The sequence below is a fragment of the Pyxidicoccus trucidator genome (assembly GCF_010894435.1).
Taxonomy (GTDB): Bacteria; Myxococcota; Myxococcia; order Myxococcales; family Myxococcaceae; genus Myxococcus; species Myxococcus trucidator.
In genome coordinates this window covers 436,271-455,038 of record NZ_JAAIXZ010000004.1, presented here as the reverse complement: position 1 = coordinate 455,038, position 18,768 = coordinate 436,271, and the positions used below count along the sequence as shown (strand labels likewise).

The 18,768-nt window shown below is 71.6% G+C and carries 11 protein-coding genes; 4 read left to right on the top strand and 7 right to left on the bottom strand.

Features of this window, described 5'->3' with window-relative positions:
* Nucleotides 1–83: 83 nt before the first annotated feature.
* Nucleotides 84–2,324 carry a M4 family metallopeptidase gene (locus G4D85_RS15145; RefSeq protein ID WP_164012434.1) on the bottom strand — a complete coding sequence of 747 codons (2,241 nt, stop codon included), beginning with the start codon at nucleotides 2,322–2,324 and terminating at the stop codon, nucleotides 84–86.
* A gap of 353 nt (nucleotides 2,325–2,677) precedes the next feature.
* On the opposite strand from G4D85_RS15145, the gene G4D85_RS15140 reads away from it, so the two are divergent.
* Both G4D85_RS15140 and G4D85_RS15135 read left to right on the top strand, forming a co-directional pair.
* Nucleotides 2,678–3,109, top strand: coding sequence for an ATP-dependent DNA helicase (locus G4D85_RS15140; protein WP_164012432.1), 432 nt, complete (start codon nucleotides 2,678–2,680; stop codon nucleotides 3,107–3,109).
* Nucleotides 3,110–3,301: 192 nt separating this feature from the next.
* Entirely contained in the window at nucleotides 3,302–4,729 is a 1,428-nt protein-coding gene (locus G4D85_RS15135) for an MEDS domain-containing protein (protein WP_164012430.1), read from the top strand.
* Nucleotide 4,730: 1 nt separating this feature from the next.
* Here G4D85_RS15135 and G4D85_RS15130 read toward each other — a convergent pair whose 3' ends face one another.
* The 4 genes from G4D85_RS15130 to G4D85_RS15110 all read right to left on the bottom strand — a co-directional run bounded on the left by G4D85_RS15130 (nucleotide 4,731) and on the right by G4D85_RS15110 (nucleotide 11,629).
* Nucleotides 4,731–5,918, bottom strand: a complete 1,188-nt coding sequence (locus tag G4D85_RS15130; RefSeq protein ID WP_164012428.1) for an aromatic ring-hydroxylating dioxygenase subunit alpha — start codon at nucleotides 5,916–5,918, stop codon at nucleotides 4,731–4,733.
* On the bottom strand, nucleotides 5,915–7,762 hold the full coding sequence (locus tag G4D85_RS49440; protein WP_240359280.1) for a GH3 family acyl-acid amido synthetase: 1,848 nt from the start codon (nucleotides 7,760–7,762) through the stop codon (nucleotides 5,915–5,917). Before G4D85_RS49440 ends, G4D85_RS15130 begins: the two co-directional genes overlap by 4 nt.
* A 229-nt stretch (nucleotides 7,763–7,991) precedes the next feature.
* Nucleotides 7,992–8,765 (bottom strand): hypothetical protein, encoded by a 774-nt coding sequence (locus G4D85_RS15115; RefSeq protein ID WP_164012426.1) that lies wholly within the window; start codon nucleotides 8,763–8,765, stop codon nucleotides 7,992–7,994.
* Nucleotides 8,762–11,629 (bottom strand): FG-GAP-like repeat-containing protein, encoded by a 2,868-nt coding sequence (locus G4D85_RS15110; protein ID WP_164012424.1) that lies wholly within the window; start codon nucleotides 11,627–11,629, stop codon nucleotides 8,762–8,764. Before G4D85_RS15110 ends, G4D85_RS15115 begins: the two co-directional genes overlap by 4 nt.
* Before the next feature lie 152 nt (nucleotides 11,630–11,781).
* Between G4D85_RS15110 and G4D85_RS15105 the strand changes: the two genes are divergently transcribed.
* Both G4D85_RS15105 and G4D85_RS15100 read left to right on the top strand, forming a co-directional pair.
* Nucleotides 11,782–12,729 carry a fatty acid desaturase family protein gene (locus G4D85_RS15105; protein WP_164012423.1) on the top strand — a complete coding sequence of 316 codons (948 nt, stop codon included), beginning with the start codon at nucleotides 11,782–11,784 and terminating at the stop codon, nucleotides 12,727–12,729.
* Nucleotides 12,729–13,364: a hypothetical protein gene (locus G4D85_RS15100; RefSeq protein ID WP_164012421.1), complete on the top strand. Its 636-nt coding sequence runs from the start codon at nucleotides 12,729–12,731 to the stop codon at nucleotides 13,362–13,364. Before G4D85_RS15105 ends, G4D85_RS15100 begins: the two co-directional genes overlap by 1 nt.
* A 13-nt stretch (nucleotides 13,365–13,377) precedes the next feature.
* Here the strand turns inward: G4D85_RS15100 and G4D85_RS15095 are convergent, their stop codons facing one another.
* Both G4D85_RS15095 and G4D85_RS15090 read right to left on the bottom strand, forming a co-directional pair.
* On the bottom strand, nucleotides 13,378–14,085 hold the full coding sequence (locus tag G4D85_RS15095) for a hypothetical protein (protein WP_164012419.1): 708 nt from the start codon (nucleotides 14,083–14,085) through the stop codon (nucleotides 13,378–13,380).
* Between the two features lie 11 nt (nucleotides 14,086–14,096).
* Nucleotides 14,097–18,752: a hypothetical protein gene (locus tag G4D85_RS15090; protein ID WP_164012418.1), complete on the bottom strand. Its 4,656-nt coding sequence runs from the start codon at nucleotides 18,750–18,752 to the stop codon at nucleotides 14,097–14,099.
* Nucleotides 18,753–18,768: the final 16 nt, after the last annotated feature.

Sequence of the window (18,768 nt, the reverse complement as noted above, 5' to 3'; positions counted from 1 at the left end):
TGCGGCGGAGGCCTCCCCTGGAACGACAGCACCCGGGCGGCCGTGAGGCCCCCGGGTGCCGGTGCTTCATTCAGCGCTGAAGGCTAGTAGTTACCCACCAGCGACACGCCCGAGAAGGCCGAGTAGGCACGGATGTTCACGTAGAACGTGCCCGCCGTGGTCTTGGCAGCCAGCGAGCACGTCTCCGCGTTGCCCGACTTGTACGGACGGCAGTCATACACGGTCGTCGTCGGCGCGGAGCCGAAGCGCACGTACAGGTCCGCGTCGCCCGTGCCACCGCTGATGGAGATGGTCGACGCGGTGTTGGCCGGCACGGCCAGGGTGTAGTTCGCGGACACGGAGCCCGAGGCGCCGGACAGGCCGGTCTTCGGAACGCCGCGCGTCAGCACGTTGCCCGTGGGGGGAGTACCCGTGGTGTACGCGCCCGTCAGCGACACGCCGGAGTAGGCCGAGTACGCGTTGAGCATCACGTAGTAGGTGCCCGCCTGGATGTTGGTGATGGTGCACGTCTCGGCGTTGCCGCTGGCGTAGGGGCGGCAGTCGTACGTGGCGGAGTCCGGCGCGGCGCCGAAGCGCACGTACATGTCCACGTCACCCGTGCCACCGGCGGTGGTGAACTTCAGGGTGGTGGCGCCCGTCGGGACGACCAGGGTGTAGAACCTGCTGTTGCCCGCGCTGTCGGAGATGCCCGTGACAGCCACGTTGTTGGTCAGCGGGACGGTGGCCGGCGGCGGGGTGGTGACGCCCACGCCCACGGCTTCCCACGCGGCCTTCACGGCGTCCTGCGTGGCCACGTCATAGCCCAGGTCCACGGCCGCCTGGATGGTCCACGTCTTCGCCTGCGCGAAGGTGGTGGAGGCGGTGAAGAGGTCCGTGTTGGCCTTGTACCAGATGCGGCCGGCCTTCTCGACGCCGATGGCCGGCACGTTGATGGTGGAGCGGCCGCGCGGGTGCAGGCCACCCTTGGAGAGCAGGGCGAAGGCCAGGTTCGGCACGCCCGAGCTGTAGTGCACGTCGGTGCCCGACGTCACGTTGGCCGCCCAGTCCTTGGACGCGCCGTCCTTGGCCGGGTCGTCCATGTAGCGGAGGGCGTCGTTCGGCGTGCCCGGGGTCCAGATGTCCTCGCCGACCATCCAGATGGCCGCCGCGGTGCTCCAGCTGCCCGACTGCCAGCTCTCGCAGATGGCCGCGAAGGTGTCGGACATGGCCTCGTTCAGGCCGCCGGACTGGCCGGAGTACGTGAGGTTGGACTCGCGCTCCGTCACGGCGTGGGTCAGCTCGTGGACGGTGACGTCCGCGTCCTTGCCCAGCTCGATGGAGTTCACGCCGTCGCCGTCGCCGTACACCATCTGCGTGCCGTCCCAGTAGGCGTTCACGTAGTTGGTGCTGTAGTGCACGGTGCTGGTCAGCGTGACGCCCGCGTTGTCGTACGAGTCGCGGTTGAAGAGCGTCTTGTAGCAGTTGTACGTGAACCCGAGCATGTCGTAGTTCATGTCGATGTGGCTGTCGCCGGTGGCGGCCCCGCCCTCGCTGCGGCGCAGGGTGCCCGGGGTGCTCGTGCCGTTGTTGGCCGAGTACACGCGGCGGTTGAGCGCCGAGTGGATCTTCGGGTGCCGCGCGACCAGCTCACCGCCGCGCGCGTTCACGTACACCATGTCCACGAGGGGCATGCCCTCGGGCTGTACGCCCGTCACGCGCACTTCCCAGGCCAGGTGCAGCTTCTCCGCCTCGTCGCGCACGTACACCAGGCGCGGGGTGCCGGAGGAGGCGATGCCGGTGCCAGGCGTGGCCCGGACCGCGGCCTGCGCCGCCGCGTTGGCGGCCACGGTGGCCTTCGCGGGCAGGTTCACGCCGTCACGGGCGGAGCCGTTGGCCAGGTACACCGTGCCGTTGGGGCGCACGTGGACGAGGAGCTCGCCGTTGACGACCTCGAGGCCGTTCTTGGTCTGCAGGTAGCGCAGGTGCTGGTTGCCCAGCTCGTCCGTGCGCGCGCTGCGCAGGTACATGTCCTCGGCGCTCAGCCGGAACACGGGCGACACCGCCGCCAGCGCCGGAGCGACCGCGACGGCGGCCTGGCCGACGGACATGCCCGACACCGGGCGCGCCACCATGCCGAGCTCACCGCGAATCGTGGACGGGATGCCGTCCTCGTGAACGCCAGCGACGCCGGCCTTGCCCAGGTCGCCCAGCGAGGCCTGGATGTCCTCTCCCGCCTTCTGCCCGCTCTGCGCCTCGTCACCCGCCGCCGGGTCGACCGTTCCACACGCAGTGAGCGCCAGGCCCAGCCATGCCGCGCCAAACTTCTTCAAGACTCGAATAGCCAACGAAATACCTCCAGGGAGAAAGGCCCGCTATTCGTGACACACCTGGAATATGAATTTCAAATCCTCAGTGCGTGTTTTCTGTTTCAAAGTGTTTCGATACCTCGCGGGTCCGTTCATCCGAGGACTGAGACCCCCACTTCGTAAGCAACATTTACGCTATTTTCCCTGACGAGCGAGAAACGTCCAGCCGAAGTGTGGCGTGAAACCCCCGACTTTCCCATGAAAGGGATTGTGCCGGGAGGCCGCTCCCGGTCCCGTAATGAACGGAAATGGGCGCCGGAAGAATCGGCCGTGGAGCCTCCCGTCAGAAGGGACAGAACGCGGCGCCTACCGCCGCTCGATTGGAGGCCGTCATGAAGGGGAAGCTGATTCGGGTGCTCGTGGTCCTCGCGATGTCCGTCGGGAGTCCGGTGCTTGCCCAGGGCGTGCATGGCGCCTCCAGCATCCAGCCCCCGTCAGGCCAGGGACGTGCGGAGCGCGAGCGCTCGGAGCACGCACGCCAGGAGCACGAGCGGCAGGCGCGGCTGGAGCGCGAGCGGCAGGAACGGGAGCGGCAGGCGCGGCTGGAGCGCGAGCGCAAGGAGCGGGAGCGTCAGGCTCGAATCGAGCGCGAGCGCCAGGAGCAGGAGCGTCAGGCTCGGATTGAGCGCGAGCGCCAGGCCCGGATTCAGCGCGAGCGGCTGGCCCGCCTGGAGCGGGAGCGTCAGGAGCGACTGGAGCGCGAGCGGTGGGAGTGGGAGCGCTCGACGCATCGCCGCCCGGCGCACGACTCGCGGCGTGGGTGAGTCAGACTCGACGGCCGCGGGCCCTCTGGGCTCGCGGCCCCGTCGCCCCCAGGTGGAGTGAAACAACCCCACCCTGAAACACGGTTGGCTGGCGCACACAGTCCCCGGCCAGAAGTCGCGCGAGCCGGCCGTAACTTGGCGGGCCTTCAACCCGGGGGGGATACTGGAGCCCCTGTCGTACCCGGTGACACCATGCGTCTTCCCAGTACGCCTCCCCCGCCCGAAGGCTCCGCGTACCACCTGGGGAAGGAGCTTTTGCGGCACCCCGCGAACGACAGCCACATCGTCCAGTTCTACGAGGACGAGGCGTTCCTCCTGGACGTCCTCGACCAGTACCTGGGGGCAGGCCTGGCGGCGGGGGAGCCGCTCATCGTCATCGCGACGGAGCCACACCGGCGGGCCATCCTCCAGCGGCTCGCGGCGGCGGGCGTGGACGTCGAGGCCGCATGCGGCAGCGGCCAGCTCACCCTGCTCGACGCCCGGGAGACGCTGTCCCGGTTCATGGTGAATGGCAGTCCCGACGAAGGGCGCTTCCAGGAGGTGGTCGGCGGAGCACTCACGAGGGCCCTCGCGGAGGGCCACGGACGCCGGGTCCGTGCCTACGGGGAGATGGTGGACCTCCTCTGGCGGGAGGGGAATCCGGACGCGGCCGTGGCGCTCGAGGAGCTGTGGAACGACCTCGCCGCGCGGTACCCATTCTCGTTGCTGTGCACCTACGCGCTCGGCGGCTTCGGCGACGAGGCCCACGCCAGGCCGTTCCGCGACATCTGCCGGGCGCACTCCCACGTCGTCCCCACCGAGCGCTATGCCGGGCTGGAGGACCCGGACTGCCGCCTGCGTGAGGTCACCCTCCTCCAGCAGCGTGCCCAGGCGCTGGAGAATGAGGTCTCCCACCGGAGGCAGGTCGAGCAACAACTGCTGGAGGCGCTGAGCAGCCGCGACGACTTCCTCTGGGGCGCCAGCCATGAGCTGAGGACGCCGCTGACGGCCCTGCGCCTCCAGCTCCAGTCGCTCCATCGGATGTCCTCGTCCGCCGGGGACGAGGCCCCAGGGGAGCGGCTCCACGAGCGCCTGACCAAGGCCCTGGGCTATGTCGAGCGGCTCGCCATCCGGGTGGACGGGCTGCTCGACGTGTCCCGCATCAGCGGCGGCCAGCTCCGGCTGGAGGCGGAGGAGGTCGACCTGGCCCGCCTCGTCCGAGAGGCCGTCGCGCGCTCCGCCGACACGGTGGAGCGCTCGGAGTGCCTCGTCGCGGTGATGGCCGAGGGGCCCGTGCTCGGACAGTGGGACCGGCAGCGCCTGGAGCAGGTGTTCCTCCACCTGTTCGACAACGCGCTCAAGTACGGCCGGGGACGCCCCGTGGAGGTGAAGGTGGACGGCGGCCCGGAGCGCGCGCGGCTCGTCGTGAAGGACCACGGCATCGGGATTCCCGCCGAGCACCAGGACCGAATCTTCCGCCGCTTCGAGCGCGCCGCGCCGAAGGACCACTTCGGAGGACTGGGGCTGGGCCTCTGGATGACCCGGCGGCTGGTGGAGGCGCACGGCGGGAGCCTCCAGCTCCAGAGCGAGCCGGGACTCGGGTCCACCTTCATCGTCGAGCTCCCCTACCGCTCCGGGTAGGTCATATCCAGAAGGCCATGTCGCGCCGGGCGTCCTCGGGGCCCGCGCCGTGGCCGCCCTCGCGCAGCCAGCGGCGGTACGCCTCGATGTCCGCGTGGTGCAGGTCCGCCTCCGTGCCGGCGTAGACGCCGCCGCCGGGCCCGTCGAGCAGCGCCTCGCGCTGGATGCCCATGATGACCACGTCCTGTTGGATGACCTGCCGCGTGTACCAGCGCACCAGCGGCATCAGCGCCCGCCCCACCAGCGCCCCCGGCACGTCCACCGGGAGCCGGTAGCTGATGGCCGTGTAGACGAGGCTGTCCGTGGGGCCGATGGGCGTGCACTGCGAGTTGATGGCGAAGCCGTGGTCGCCCCACTGGTAGTCCACGCGGGTGACGTTGGGGACGTAGTAGTTGTCCGTGTGGAGCAGCGGTCGCCCGCTCGGATTGAAGAGACGGCCGAGGCCGGTGACGGTGTCGTGCTCCTGCTTGTACGTCACCAGCACGCTGCCCGCCGTGCGGTGCACCGTGGCCGGCACGCGCTTGCGCGCGGGCTTGCGGAACCAGCCCGGGTGCACGAAGAGCGTGTGCGGCACGTCCATGAAGTTCTCGACGAGGTTCGTCACCCCGTTCGGGAAGCGCGTCACCATGAAGTAGACGGTCCACCCGGGCTGCCCCCAGTAGGGGACGCGGAAGGGCTCGGCCCGCGCGCGCGCGGCGTCGGGGCCGCCCATGAAGACGTAGACGAGCCCGTCCTGCTCCACCGTGGGGAAGCGCTGGAGCCGGCCCAGCTTGCAGGGCTCGGGCTGGAGGCCCTCGCGCGCGCAGGTGTCCGCATCCAGCAATTCGCTCCGCTGCGTGGGGCCCAGCGAGGGCACCTCCACCACCGCGCCAGCCGCGTCGTAGACCCAGCCATGGTACGGGCAGCCAATTCGTCCGTCGAACACGGCCCCGCGCGACAGCCGCGCATTGCGGTGCAGGCACCTGTCACGCAGCGCGGTGGGCTGGCCGTGCTCGTCGCGGAAGAGGACCACGCCCGTGCCGAAGAGGGTGCGCGCCAGGGGCTGGCCCGCCTTCAGCTCCGTGGAGAGGCAGGCCACGTACCAGTAGTCCTTCAGCGCGCCACAGCGAGCGAGGTCGGCCTCCGCCTCCAGGTCCACGTTGGGCGTGGGGCGGGCGTCCGGGGGTTGCAGGTGCAGGGGCTGTCTCACGCGGCGGCTCCGGAGAAGTGGGCGGACCAGCCGGGCTGGCGGTGCAGGTCCATGGGCTTGATGTCGCCGGCACGCTGGCCGAGCGCGATGCAGCGAGACTCGTAGCGCCGGGCGCCTTGTGAGACGCGCACGGCGCGCACCGGGCCGAGCTGTCCCAGCTCGCGCGCGTAGCGGTAGTGGTGGCCCTCGCGGAGGGCGCGCTCCACGGTGGCGGCTGCCTCGGCGAGGCACGTGTCGGGGGCGGAGGTCTCGAGGAAGAGGCGGTAGGCGGGGGGCTCCGGCGCCTCAGGCCACTCGGGGGCGAGCATGGCGAAGGCGGGGCGCGCGCCGCCGAAGAGGGACGGCAGCGTGGCGTCCAGCACCGCGGCCACGCGGGTGGCGGAGAGCTTCTCCCCCACGAGGTCACAGACGGCGTCCGCGCGGCCGAGGAAGCGCAGGCAGGGCGTGGCGTGCCGGAAGCCCTCCACGCGCACCAGGTCCCCCAGGCGGTAGCGCAGCAGCCCTCCGGAGGTGGAGAGGAGCACCGAGTACGTGTGGCCCCGCTCCAGCTCGTGCGCGAGGCGCGGGCGCGCATCGGGGTGCTCGGTGTCGAGGAACTCGAAGAAGTGGCTGCGGACGGCGAGCACGGGCGCGGGCGCGTCGAGGAGCGGCACGGTGACGACGCCCTCCGTGGCCAGCAGCCCCTTGCCCTGGACCTCGACGCCCGTGAAGCGGCGGCACGCGGCGGGCACCGCGTGCGCGGCCTGCGCATCCGTCCACATGCTGAGCAGCGAGAGACGGGGCCACAGTGCACGGCCCTGGAGTCCGTGCCGCAGGGCGGAGCGGAGCGCGGCGGCGCGCTCAGGTTGGGGAGTGAAGCGCATGCTAGCGAGGACCGCGCGTACAGCGTCCTCGTCGGCCAGATGGATGGCCTGTTGGCGCGCCTGCGCCAGCGGCACTCCAGGGCGGGCCGCAGTACCGGTGGGAGACTCCGGGCCCCGTACTCCGTAGGCGCCTCGCTCCACGTCCGCCCACGCTGCCCCGTCTTCTCGAAGTGGGGGCGGTTGCTCCAGGTTCGCTTGCTCCGCCCGGCATTCACCTGGCACGGGTGGTCGGCAGGTGCCACGCTCCAGGTCCTCGGCCAGTCGCTCTCCGTGCTGCTCCAGTGCGTCCATGAGCAGCGTGAGGAAGCTCGGGTTCCACACGCTGAGGAGCGTCAGGTCCCCGCTCGCGACGAGGTGCCACAGCGTCACGTAGCGGCAGCGCTCCACGTCGGGCAGCGCGCCCACGGTTCCCGGCACCGCGAACACGTGCGAGAGCAGGGGCCGCAGCGCACGCGAGAAGTAGGCGCTGTCCTCCACGCTTCCCACCGGGAGCCCACCCGCCGTGCGCCCCTGCTTGCGGCCCATGGGGGAGATGGACCAGTAGCTCGGCCCCGTCCGGAGCACGGGCCTCTGGTGGAGCAGCTCGAACAGCATGGGCGACAGGGCGCGCTGGAACTCGTCCAGCAGGCCCTGCGTCACGGGCACGAGCTTGCTGGCACCGGAGGAACCGCCCGACGGCTCGAAGCGAGTCACCGGCTCGCGGGTGAGCACCCGGGCCTCACCGGCCGCGATTCGCTCCACGTCGGGTGCGACGCCGTCGGGGGTCACCATTGGCACTGCGCCCTGGAAATCCCGCGCGGTTCTCAGCCGGTCGAAGCCTTGGATGCGCGCTGCCTGCTGGCTGCCCGAAGCGGCGCGCAGCACCCGGGCGAGGCACTCCGCCTGCGCTGCCTCGGGGTCGTGCAGGGCCCGGCGGAAGCGCAGCGCGGAGGGGGCCAGCGCGGCACGCAGCCCTCCCAGGAGCACCGAGGACGGAATCATGACGCGGCCTCGACACACAGAGTCGACTGCACACCGGGCGCCCGCCCCCGGCCGCCATCCAACACGGAAGATGCCACCACGAGGGAGGCCCCCAGGCGCGGTCCTGGAGTGCCCGCGCTTCCGCCGAGCATGAGTTTTGCACCTCCGAATCCGGCCGCCTCGGAACCGAGCATCGGTGATGCCTCCGTTCCACGTGCGTACCTTGCGGATGCAGTCACGGCACGCTCCCTCAAGTCCCCACGCGGACGCCCACCTGCCGCAGCCCGCGCCGGGCCAGCCCCCGGAGCTGACCCCACACGCTGCGCCCCAGGGCCTTCGTCAAATCCCACCAGCGAATCTCCACCAGGCACACCAGCTCCTCGCCATCCGAGTGGCCGGGGTTGCGCTCGGCGAAGAAGGCGATGTGCGGGTGCGCCGCGGCCGCGCGGTCGATGGGGGCGATGCCGTCCCGCACGCGGTAGTGCGCGCCGTGGAAGCGCAGCGTGCCCCGGCCCGCGTCGTACTGCGCGCCGAACCAGCGAGTGGCCAGCTCGCGCAGGAAGTCCTCGCGTCCGGGCGGCGGCGTCCAGTCCCTCCGGGGCAGCGTCCGGGCGAAGTAGTTCACCGCGAGCAGGTACGTCTTGAAGCCCGCGCTCAAGAGCAGCCAGTGCAGCGGGCGCAGCGGGTTGCGCAGCTTGCGCGACAGCAGGAAGCGCCCGAAGCACACCTGCAACACCTTGTGGCCCCACCAGTCCGGGTGGATGACGGTGTCGCCCGAGTACACCACCTCCACCACCCGCTCCCCGGCGCGCTCCTCCGCGACACGCAGCGTGCTGAAGCCCACCAGCTCCGAGCCGCGCCTCGCGTGCATGAGGATGACGTACTGCTTGCCGTCCAGGTCCTCCGCGAACTGCTCCGGCGACACGCCCGCGTAGCAGAGCTGCATCAGCGCCAGCATCTGCGCCCGCTGCGCCTCCGTGAGCGACTCGCGCCGCACCGTGGAGCCCTTGAGGGGAGACATCATGGCGTGGCACTCCCGCGCAACACCGCCCCGTCCGCGGGCTGCCGCAGCTCGTGGTAGCGGTCCGGCTCCAGCGTCACCTCCTGCACCGCGCCGCCGTACCAGTGCACCCGGACGCTCACCTGTCCGGCGTGCCGGCCCAGGCCGAAGTGCAGCCGGGGGTCCGCCGACGCGGAGAAGCCGCCCATCAGCCCCACCTCGCGCACCTGCTCCACGCGCTGGCCGCCCTGCTCGTAGGCCACGACGACGCGCGTGCCCACCGCGCTGCGGTGCGTGCCCCCGCCGTTCCCCACCAGCGTCACGCCCACGAAGTGCGCGTCCGGCGTGGCTCCTCCGCGCAGCGTGTTCCGGTACACGGACACCGGCGCGTGCTGGTTGGTGATGAGCGCGTCCAGGTCGCCGTCATCGTCCAGGTCCGCCAGCAGCACGCCGCGCGAGTTCTCCGGGTCGTCCAGCCCCAGCTCGCGCGCCACGTCCACGAAGTGTCCCGGCTTCGCGTCACCCAGGTTGAGGTACGCGCGCCGCGCCTCGTTCGGGTAGATGGTGCGCCCGCGAATGTCGCCCCACTTGTCCGCGTACGTGTGCATCTCCGGCCCGGACTGCATCAGCTTGTGGTTGACGTACCAGTAGTCCTTGCGCTGGCCGTCGGGGATGCGCCACTCCGCCCCGTCCAGCCGGTCGTCCACCATGCCGTTGGTCTGCACCAGGTCCGGCCAGCCGTCGTTGTCCAAATCTCCGGCCGCCGCGCCCCAGCCGAAGCGCCGCTCGTTGAGCGCGCCACGGAAGGTGGCCTCGTCGCGGAACGCCGGGACGAAGGGCTCATCCCCCTCCCCCACCATCCACAGCAGGCTTCCCTCCGCCTGGAGCGAGTGGTGCACGTTGGAGACGTGCACGTCCAACCAGCCGTTGCGGTCGAAGTCCGCCACGGACGCGTTCATCCCCTTGTACGTGTCCTTCCCAATCTCCCCGAAGAGCCGCCCGGCCACGCGGCGGAAGTGGCGCCCCTCCTCGTTGAGGTAGACGTCATCCGGCCCGAAGTCGTTGGCCACGTAGAGGTCCGTCCAGCCATCGCGGTTGAGGTCCACCGTGCTCACCGCGAGCGACCAGTGCGTGTCCCCCAGGCCCAGCGCCTTCACGTCCACCTTCTGGAACGTCCCGTCGCCCCGGCCCCGGTACAGCGCATTGAGGCCGCCGTTCGTCGCGTTGTGCCAGCCGTCGTGCATGAAGCGGAACATGCGCCGGTCCTCCGGGTGCTCGGCCGGGGGCAGGCGGAAGAGGTTGAGCGGCACCGGCGGCGTGTAGTCCGGCAGGTGCGTCGTCATCGCGTTGAGGACGAGGAGGTCCAGGTTCCCGTCGCGGTCGTAGTCCAGGAAGGTGAGGCCCAGGCTCACCGCGTGGTCCGCGACGCCCGCCGCCACCGTCACGTCCTCGAAGCCCGCCACGCCCGTGTCGCGCAGCGTGTTGCGCAGCAGGCGCACCGGCCCGAAGGCCACCGCCACCGCCAGGTCCTGGTCCCCATCTCCGTCCCAGTCCACGAAGGTGCCGCCGCCCGCCAGCCCCTCCTCCTTATATAAGGTGGCGAAGCGCTCCAGCGCGGGCACCGGCACGCGCTCGAAGCGGAAGTCGCCGAGGTTGCGGTAGAGGCCCGCGTGGTGCTCCGGCGTGGCCAGCGGGTGCGCGAGGAAGAGGTCCAGCCGCCCGTCCCCGTCGTAGTCCCCCGTGGCCACCGCGTCTCCCACCGCCACCAGCCACTTCGCCACGTGCGCGAGGCGCGGGTCCAATTCGTCCAGCGTGTGGCCCATGCGGGAGCCGAGCCCCACCGCCGCCGCGTCCAGCCGCTCCATGCGGAAGGCCAGCGGCGCCGCGCGGACCGACTGCGTGGCGGCCAGGGTGAAGCCCCCGGCCATGACGGCGCCCAGCCCGCCCACCAGCGCCGCGCGCTTCAACCACATCGGCGACAGCAGCCCCTTGAGGTGCTCGCCCGCGCCGCGCCTCCAGGCCGCGCGCGCGTGGAGGAAGAGGAAGCGCACGGAGGCGACGGTGAGGGCCGCGTAGAAGAAGGTGTAGACGCTCTCCTTGAAGTGCAGCACCGCGTCCACCAGCGTTATCGCCAGGGCCAGCAGCACCTGCCCGCGTCGCGTGCCCGGCGAGGTGGCCGGGTCGGTGAGCATGTAGAAGACGAAGATGAAGAAGGACGGCGCGCCCAGCGTGCCGAGGAAGAGCACCTCCGGCGGCAGGTGGTGCCTCATCACATACGCGCGCGCCGCCGTCTGCAGGGCATAGAAGAAGAGGAAGCTGACCACCAGCCAGCCCCGCCCCACGCGGAAGAGGAAGAGCACCAGCGCCGCCATGAGGATGAAGGCGGACAGCGCGATTTCACCGTTGGCCCACTGGTACGCGGGCGCGGCGGTGATGAGCTCGCGCGACAGCAGCAGCGACAGGGCCACGCCGAACATCGACGGGTTGAAGACGTGCCGGCCCTCGAAGGTGAGCACGTACTTGGAGCCGATGGCGAGCCACACCGGCAGGAAGAGCAGCCAGCTGGAGTGCGAGTAGTTGAGCAGCAGCGCCAGCGAGCAGCAGGAGATGTACGCGCTCAGCGGCACCACCTTCCGCCGCTCCAGCAGCCATCCCAGGCCCGCGTCCAGCACGCTGCCCGTGACGACAATCGTGGCCATCTGCCACGGGCTGCGGTTGAAGCCGAAGAAGGTGAAGCCCAGCACCCCGTAGAGCGTGAGGAGCGCGGCGAAGGGCAGGCGCGGGTCCGTCCACCGGGGCCACGTCCAGCCCCAGCGCTCGACGCGCGGTGTCGTGTGCAGCGGGGCATACACCTGTGCAGCCAGGTTCCCCCCGGGTCCAACGCTCATGGGATTCCGCCTCCGGCCCTGCGCGACGTGCGCCAGGGCTTCAGCCCGGGCAGGTGCCCCGAGCGTGCCCCGCCGCCCGCGTGCTGTCCATTCAGGGCTGGGGCTTGCAACAGCCCTCCCCGCATGTGCTCACCTTGCCTTCCGAACCTTCCATGAGCGTCTCACTGCAAGCCCCGGGCACAGCGCCCGTCTCCCTTCCCCCGCGCGCCGCGGTACCGCGCACACTGCTGGTGCGTGCCACGGTGCCGTCACTGCTGCGCCTCACCGCCGTCGAGTGGGCGTGGATGGGCGCGTGCTGGCTCGCCATGGCCCGGTGGCCGGTGGTGGCGCCGCTCGCGGTGCTCGTCATCGCCGGGCGGCTGCATGCGCTGGGCGTCATCTTCCACGACGCCGTCCACCTCAGTGCGCCGCGCAAGGGCGCGGGGCTGCGACTGCTGGAGGTGCTCGCCGGCTACCCGGTGGCCAGCACCTGGGAGTCCACGCGCTACCACCACCTGCGCCACCACCAGGACGCGGGCCTGCCCTCGGACCCGTACCGCCGCAGGCCGCTGCATGGGTGGCGGCTGGCGCGCGCATGGCTGCTGCTGGTGGGCGTGGTGCCCTACTGGGTGCTGCGCGGGCTGGTGGGGTTGCTCGCGTGGGCGGTGCCCGCGCTGCGCGTCCCGTATGCGCGGGTGTTCCTCCAGGCACCGGCGGCCACCGGGCCCGCGGACCCGGAGGAGGTGCGGGCCTGCGCGCGCTCGGAGGCGGGACAGGTGCTCTTCCACCTGGGCGTGCTGGCGCTGGCGTGGCGGTGGCCGCAGGCGGTGGCGTGGGGCTACGGGCTGCCGCTGCTGGTGGCCTCGGGCTTCAACGCGTACCGACTGCTGGCGGAGCACACCGCGGAGGAGGCACGCGGGCGCACGCTGGAGGACGTGCTCGCGGTGACGGCGGACCACGGGCTCGGGTGGCTGGGCCGGCTGGGGCTGGCGCCGCGCAACGTGGGCTGCCACGTGGTGCACCACCTCCACCCGCAAGTCTCGCTGGAGCACCTGCCCCGGCTGCGCGCGTGGTACCTGGAGCGCTTTCCCACCCACTACCCCCCGCCCCGGCGCTTCTGATGCTCTCCCCGCATACCCGCGTCCTGCTCACCGTCCTCGCGCTCGTCTGCGCCGGGGCCGCGCTCTACTTCCGCCGCGCGCAGAACGCGAAGGGCGCGCGCGGCGGGCGCATCTCCGGGCCCAAGGTGGCGTGGCTCTTCTACGCGGTGTTCCTCTGGTTCCTCGTCTGCCCGCTGGTGGCGATGGACACGGCGGTGCCTGTGGAGGCGCGCGCGATGCTCGGCGCCTTCGCCGCGTTCATGTGGCTGCGCGGCGCGGCGGAGCTGTACCTGCTCTACGTCACCAAGAGCTGGCGGCCACCGTATGGCGTGGCACATGACGTGGCGTGCATCGCGCTGGTGCTCGGGGGCCTGTTCTGGAGCAGGGCGCGGTGGATGGGCGCGCTGAGCACCGTGGACGTATGGGCGCTGGCCTTCGTGGGGCTGGTGCTGGTGAGCCTGTTCGTCGAGGTGGCGTACGCGGCGCTGTTCTTCCACGCGGTGGAGGGGCGCACCACGGGGGACGAGGGCATCTGGTTCGCGGACGAGGAGCAGGCGCGCTTCCGCCGCATCAACCGGCTGACGCTGGCGCTCAACGTGCCGCTGTACGTGGGGCTGGCGGTGCTGCTGGCGATGGGGCTGGGCGTGGCCCGCTGAAGCACCTGCTCGCTCACGGCACCTTGCCGTGCTTCAGGAGGTACTCGATGCGGAGGGCCACGTCGGGGTCCTCCGTCTTTTCCATCAGCTCCGCCAGGGCCTGCTGCACCTTGGAGCTGTTCGGGGCGACGAGGATGAGGTGGTCCACGTAGACGAGCGCCAGCTCGGCCTCCGACAGCAGGCGCTCCAGCAGCACCTCCGCGAAGCGCGCGTCCCCGGTCCCCGACATGGCCCGCAGCACGGAGTGCTCCAGCCTCGCGAGCAGGCGCAGGGCACGCTCGTGCTTGCGCAGCTCCTCGATGAGCGCCTCGGACGGCTTCGAGGGGGCCTCCTTCCGCTTCGCCTCGATGAAGGCCTGGTGCTCATCGCGCGCCTTCTGCCACTCCGGGAGCAGGGACTCGAGGGCGTCGCGGCCCTTGGGTCCGGCCCGGCCGGCGAGGAGGCCGGCGGCGCTGGACATGCGCCGGGCGGCCTCGGCGTCCCCGGCGGCCTCCTCCAGGCGGGCCTCCTCGAGCTCCTGGAGGAGCAGGGGGATGAAGGTGTCGGGCTCCTGCTTCACGCGGGCGAGCGCGGACAACACCTCGGGGCCGCCCAGCTCGGACGCGCCATGAAAGGTGGTGAGCAGCAGGGACAGCACGTGCTCGGGCTTGCCGTCTTCGGCCCGGGCATGAGGAGCCAGCAGCAGGACGGCGGCCAGCAGCAGCGGGGAGCGGAGGGACATGGTGCGTGGCCTCATTCGAAGGGGTGCAGGAGGGTGTTGCCCACGTCGTATCTGTGCGCCGCACCGCCCAGGCGTGGGGTGAGCACCTCGCGCAGCGTGTTCGCCGGGAAGCGCCGGTTCATCGTGGGGAAGTCGTCCGGGCGCAGCGGGAACAGGGCGGGGAAGAACTGCCACTCCGGGTTGAACGCGTCGAACCGGTTGGACAGCAGATGGCCCAGCTCGTGCGACAGCACGCGCAGCGCCGGGTCCAGATTGGTGGTGAGCACGGTGAAGGACGCTTCCGTCATCCGCCACGACACGCCTGGAATCGCGGCGACCGCATAGGCACCCTCCCCGTCGATGATCATGGTCGGCGCCCCGTAGAAGACGTACACCAGACCCGGGTTCAAGGGCACGGGGGAGGACTCGATGACGCGGAGGTCGTCCGTCCCGGCAGTCGCATCACCCAGGATGTGCCCATCCGCGATGATGCTGACCCCCGAGGCGTCTTTCGGAGCGGGCTCGTGCTTGATGGGGCCCACCACGCGGACGCGGATGCACGCGGGCGCCCAGGAGGCATTGGCGCGCAGGACCTCCTCCAGCACGGTGGACTCGGACTCCGTCGGGCCCCAGCCGTCCATGGGCGGCGGCAGGGACCCACCATGCACGTAGCCGACAACGCCGGAGCTGAAGTCCTGGTACGGCTCGCTGAGCTCACCCGGGTCATGCGTGCCGTTGGCCAGCACGCCGGTGCCCTCCATCCAGTCGAACTTGTCATTGCCCGCGCCCTCCAAGCCCTTGGTCGGGTGCACGTAGCCAATGTCCTTGTAGGGCTCGTCCCAGATGTGCACGCGGAGGTGCACGTCGCGCCGGGCGTCTACCCCCCGCTCGCAGGTGGGCAGCACCACCCGCGGGCGCTCCGCTACCGTGCCCGTGGGCGGCACGTACGTCACCTCCACTCCGCCCAGGAGGAAGTCGTCGCCGTCGCGGCCCAGGTTGTGGGTCCTGTCATCGGGGTCCTCGTCCGGGACGGCCAGCCCCGCCACCGGGTCCCACACCGCGAAGGCGTCATCCAGAACGGCGGTTCCAAGCGCATCCGCGGTGAGCAGCTGCGTGCGCGACTCGAAGGTGGCGGTGTCCGGCCCCGTCTCGAACAGGGTCAGCAGGGTGGGGTTGTCGGTGTAGCCGCCCCCACCTCCGGCGGGCGCTGGCACGTCATGCAGGGTGCCGAGCACCACCATCACCTCGTCCACCGCACCGGGGTCCAGGTTGCCCGCCGCGTCCACCACGCGCACGGTGAAGGCCTGGGGGTCCCAGCCGACGAAAGCGCCGGTCCCGAAGCCCGCGTTGCGCAGGGTGCCGAGGCCCTGGCCTTCCGGGGTGGAGCCGGTGACGTCGTAGGCGGACTCCCAGAGCCCGGGCACCAGCGACAGCACGGGTGCGTCCGGCACGCTGTCCAGCGGCTCGCTCAAGTCGCGGAGCACCTGCACGGCCACCACGTTGAGCGGCAGGCGCGCGGGCACCAGGGGGGCGTGGCCCTCGGGGGTGAAGCGCAGCTCCAGCGCGGTGGTGGCGCCGCGCACACCCTCCACGTACACCGCCGCGGGCAGCGGCTGCGCCGGGCGCTGGATGTCCAGCGGCAGGGCGTGCCCAGCCAGCTTGGAGGTCGAGCTCCACAGAGCCACGGGGGACACGTCCGTGCCCTCCCGCGCGACGGTGACGGTGCCGCGCATGGACGCGGGCTCCACGCGCAGCTCCACGCGCGCCAGGTCCAGGTCCGCCACGCCCACCTGCGTGAAGTCGGGGACGCCGTCCAGGTTGTCGTCGTCCAGGTTGGCCACCACGCGCAGGCCCGGAGCGGGCGGCGGCGTCACGGGCCCCAGCCCCAGCCGGTACACGGCGAAGGCGTGCTCGGCCTTGGCCAGCAGCCTCGTGCCCGCATAGGCCATGACGGTGAAGACGTAGTCGCCCGGGTTCTGCACCAGCGTCCCGGAGCGTCCGTTCCAGCTCAGCGCGCCCGAGGTGGCGAAGGTGGCGCGCGACACGTCCGCGGCCACGGGCGAGCCCGCCGCCGCGCCGCGCACGGTGTAGCGGATGCGGTCCAGGCCGATGGCGCCGGTGACGGCGTACGTCACGTCCACCGTGTCGGAGCCCGCCACCAGGGAGGCATGCCGCACGAAGCGGTCGCTCGCGGGCCCCACGGTGAGGGCCACCGGCTCGTAGAGGATGGCCATGCGCTGGAGGGTGCCCACCACCGGGGTGAAGTTGGTGTCCACCAGGGTGAGGCGCAGGTCATAGCTGCCCGCGGGGGCGAGCGTCCCGTCCGCCTTGCGCCCGTTCCAGTCGAAGGAGAGCACCTCGCCCGGGGCGGCGAAGGCGGGGTTGGAGTCGAAGGCGGTGTAGATGACCTCGAGGGTGCCCGCGCGCAGCACCTCGATGCGGGCATAGAAGCCGTACTCCAGCTCCTGCCACGCGTACACAGACGGGTCCACGTGGTAGGTGATGGGCACGCGCAGGGCGCTGGCGCTGCTGACGACGCGCGGCCGGGCCTGCGTGGGCGAGTCAATGCAGATGTGCCCCGCGCAGCTTCCGACGAAGAGCTGCACGTTGGCGCCTCCGGACTTCGCGGGCGCGTCGTCGTCCGTCACCAGCAGGGACACCGTCCAGGGCCCCAGGCAGCTCGCGGGGACCACGGCGCCCGCGGGGAAGAGGATGAGGGAGTGCAGCCCGGGCCCGCCCACGGCGGTGGAGGCGGGGCAGCCGAGCGGCCCATCCGCCACCCAGGCGTAGTTGCAGATGCCGCGCTCGCAGGCAGGGGAGCCTCCGGACAGCACCGTGTCCAGGTCCACGCTGGCGGCGCCGCTCACCACCACCGCCTCCGTGAGGCGGCCGTCCGCGTCCGGGTAGTAGCGCCGCGCCGGGCTGAGGAGGGCGAGGGGGGCGCCGTTCCCGGGCATCACCTCCACCGTCACCGAGTCCTCGCCGACGCTGCCCTCGGCGTCCCTCACCTCGACGCGGAAGCGGTAGATGCCCGGAGGAATCCGCCCTGGCGCGAAGGTCAGCGAGGGGTTGAAGGCGATGACGCCAGGGAAGGTGTTGGCCACCAGACCGGGCAGGTGGGTCAGCCGCAGCTCGTACGGCACGGCGTCCACGTACCAGGCGTGGTGGAGGACTCCGCCGGAGACCACGGGCGTGCGGCCCGGGGCGACGCGGTGGCACCGGTCCGCGCGCGTCGGGCATGGGGAGTCCGGGTCCTCGGAGGTGGTGGTGAGGGTGAAGCCCGACTCCACGCGCGAGCTGCCTCCGCTGATTTCCACCGTGGGCTTCGCGTCCACCAGCACCTCGAAGGGCATGGCGTCCGTGGTGCCGCCCTCCTCGTCCGAGACGTGGAGCTGGAACACCCAGGTGCCCGCGCTGCCCGGCGAGGCGGTGAAGACGGTGAGGTCCGCCGAGGTGGCGAAGCCGCGCCGGGGCAGCTCGCCCGAGCTGACCGGCGCCTGGAGCAGCTCCCAGTCGTAGGTGACGCCGCCGCCGTCGGGGTCCGACGCAACGCTGGTGAGCAGCACGGGGGCGCCCAGGGGCACGAGGTGCGCGCCCGTCACGCTCACGTCGGGCGGCGGGTTGTCCACGGTGAGGACGTGCTCGGGGCTGGTGCCGTCCTGGTTCTCCGCGTCGTTGTCGCGCACCTGGACGCGGAAGCGCCACTCCCCGGGCACGTTCGGCGTGAGGGAGAGCTGGTGCCGCGGCGTCCCGGCCGGCAGCGTGCGCCAGCCGGTGTCGAAGGGGGCCTGGACCTGCCAGGAGACGAGGCTGTAGTCGCCGCCGTCATCATCCGTGGCGGGGATGGAGAGGGACACCGGGCTGTGCACGTCCACCCGCATGGGCCCCGTCACGAGCGGCCGCGGCGGCTGGTTGCGCACGGTGAAGGGGACGTCGGGCAGCGTCACCTGCTCGCCCTCGTCGTCGATGACGGTGAGGCGCATCACCCAGTCGCCGAAGTTGGCCTCGCCATTGAAGGTGAGCGACGCCGTGGCGGAGGCGGGGTTGGTGACGCCCGCGGTGCTGCCCGACGGGTGGGCGATGACGTTCCACTGGTAGCGCAGCGCGCCGCCATCCGGGTCCACCGCGCCCGTGGTCAGCGACACGGTGCCGCCGTGCCGGGGCTCGCCGGACCAGGTCACCGTGCCAGAGGGGAGCCCGTTGACGACACTGATGGTGACGTCCTGGATGGTGGTAGTGGCCAGGCCGCCTGTATCGGGGCACTCGTAGCCGCACGGAAAGTAGACGTTTTGGCGACAGGCGCCCACGGGGAGCGAGTAGCCCGTGCACCGCAGGGACCAGGTGCCCACGTCCCCGAGCGAGGGGAACCGGAAGCTGAAGTGCCGGGTCGGCGCGTAGGCCACCCCGTAGAGGTCGAAGGTCGCGGCGGGGCAGGGAGAGGAGGCGGGCGCCTCCGTGCGGACCACCGACGTTCCGGCAGCGGGGCGGACCGGCCTCCCCGAGGTGAAGCCCGTCACCGAGCACCCGCCGAGCTGGAGGAACACGCCCAGGGCGGGTGCGGTCATCGAGGACGACGCGGTCTGGCCCACGTTGACGGTGCCCAGGTTGAGCTGGGCCCGGGCCGTGGAGGGCAGCGACGCGAGCAGCACGAGTGGCAGCAGGAGGAGACGAAGCGAGGCGCGGTGCATGGGGGGCTCTCCAGGG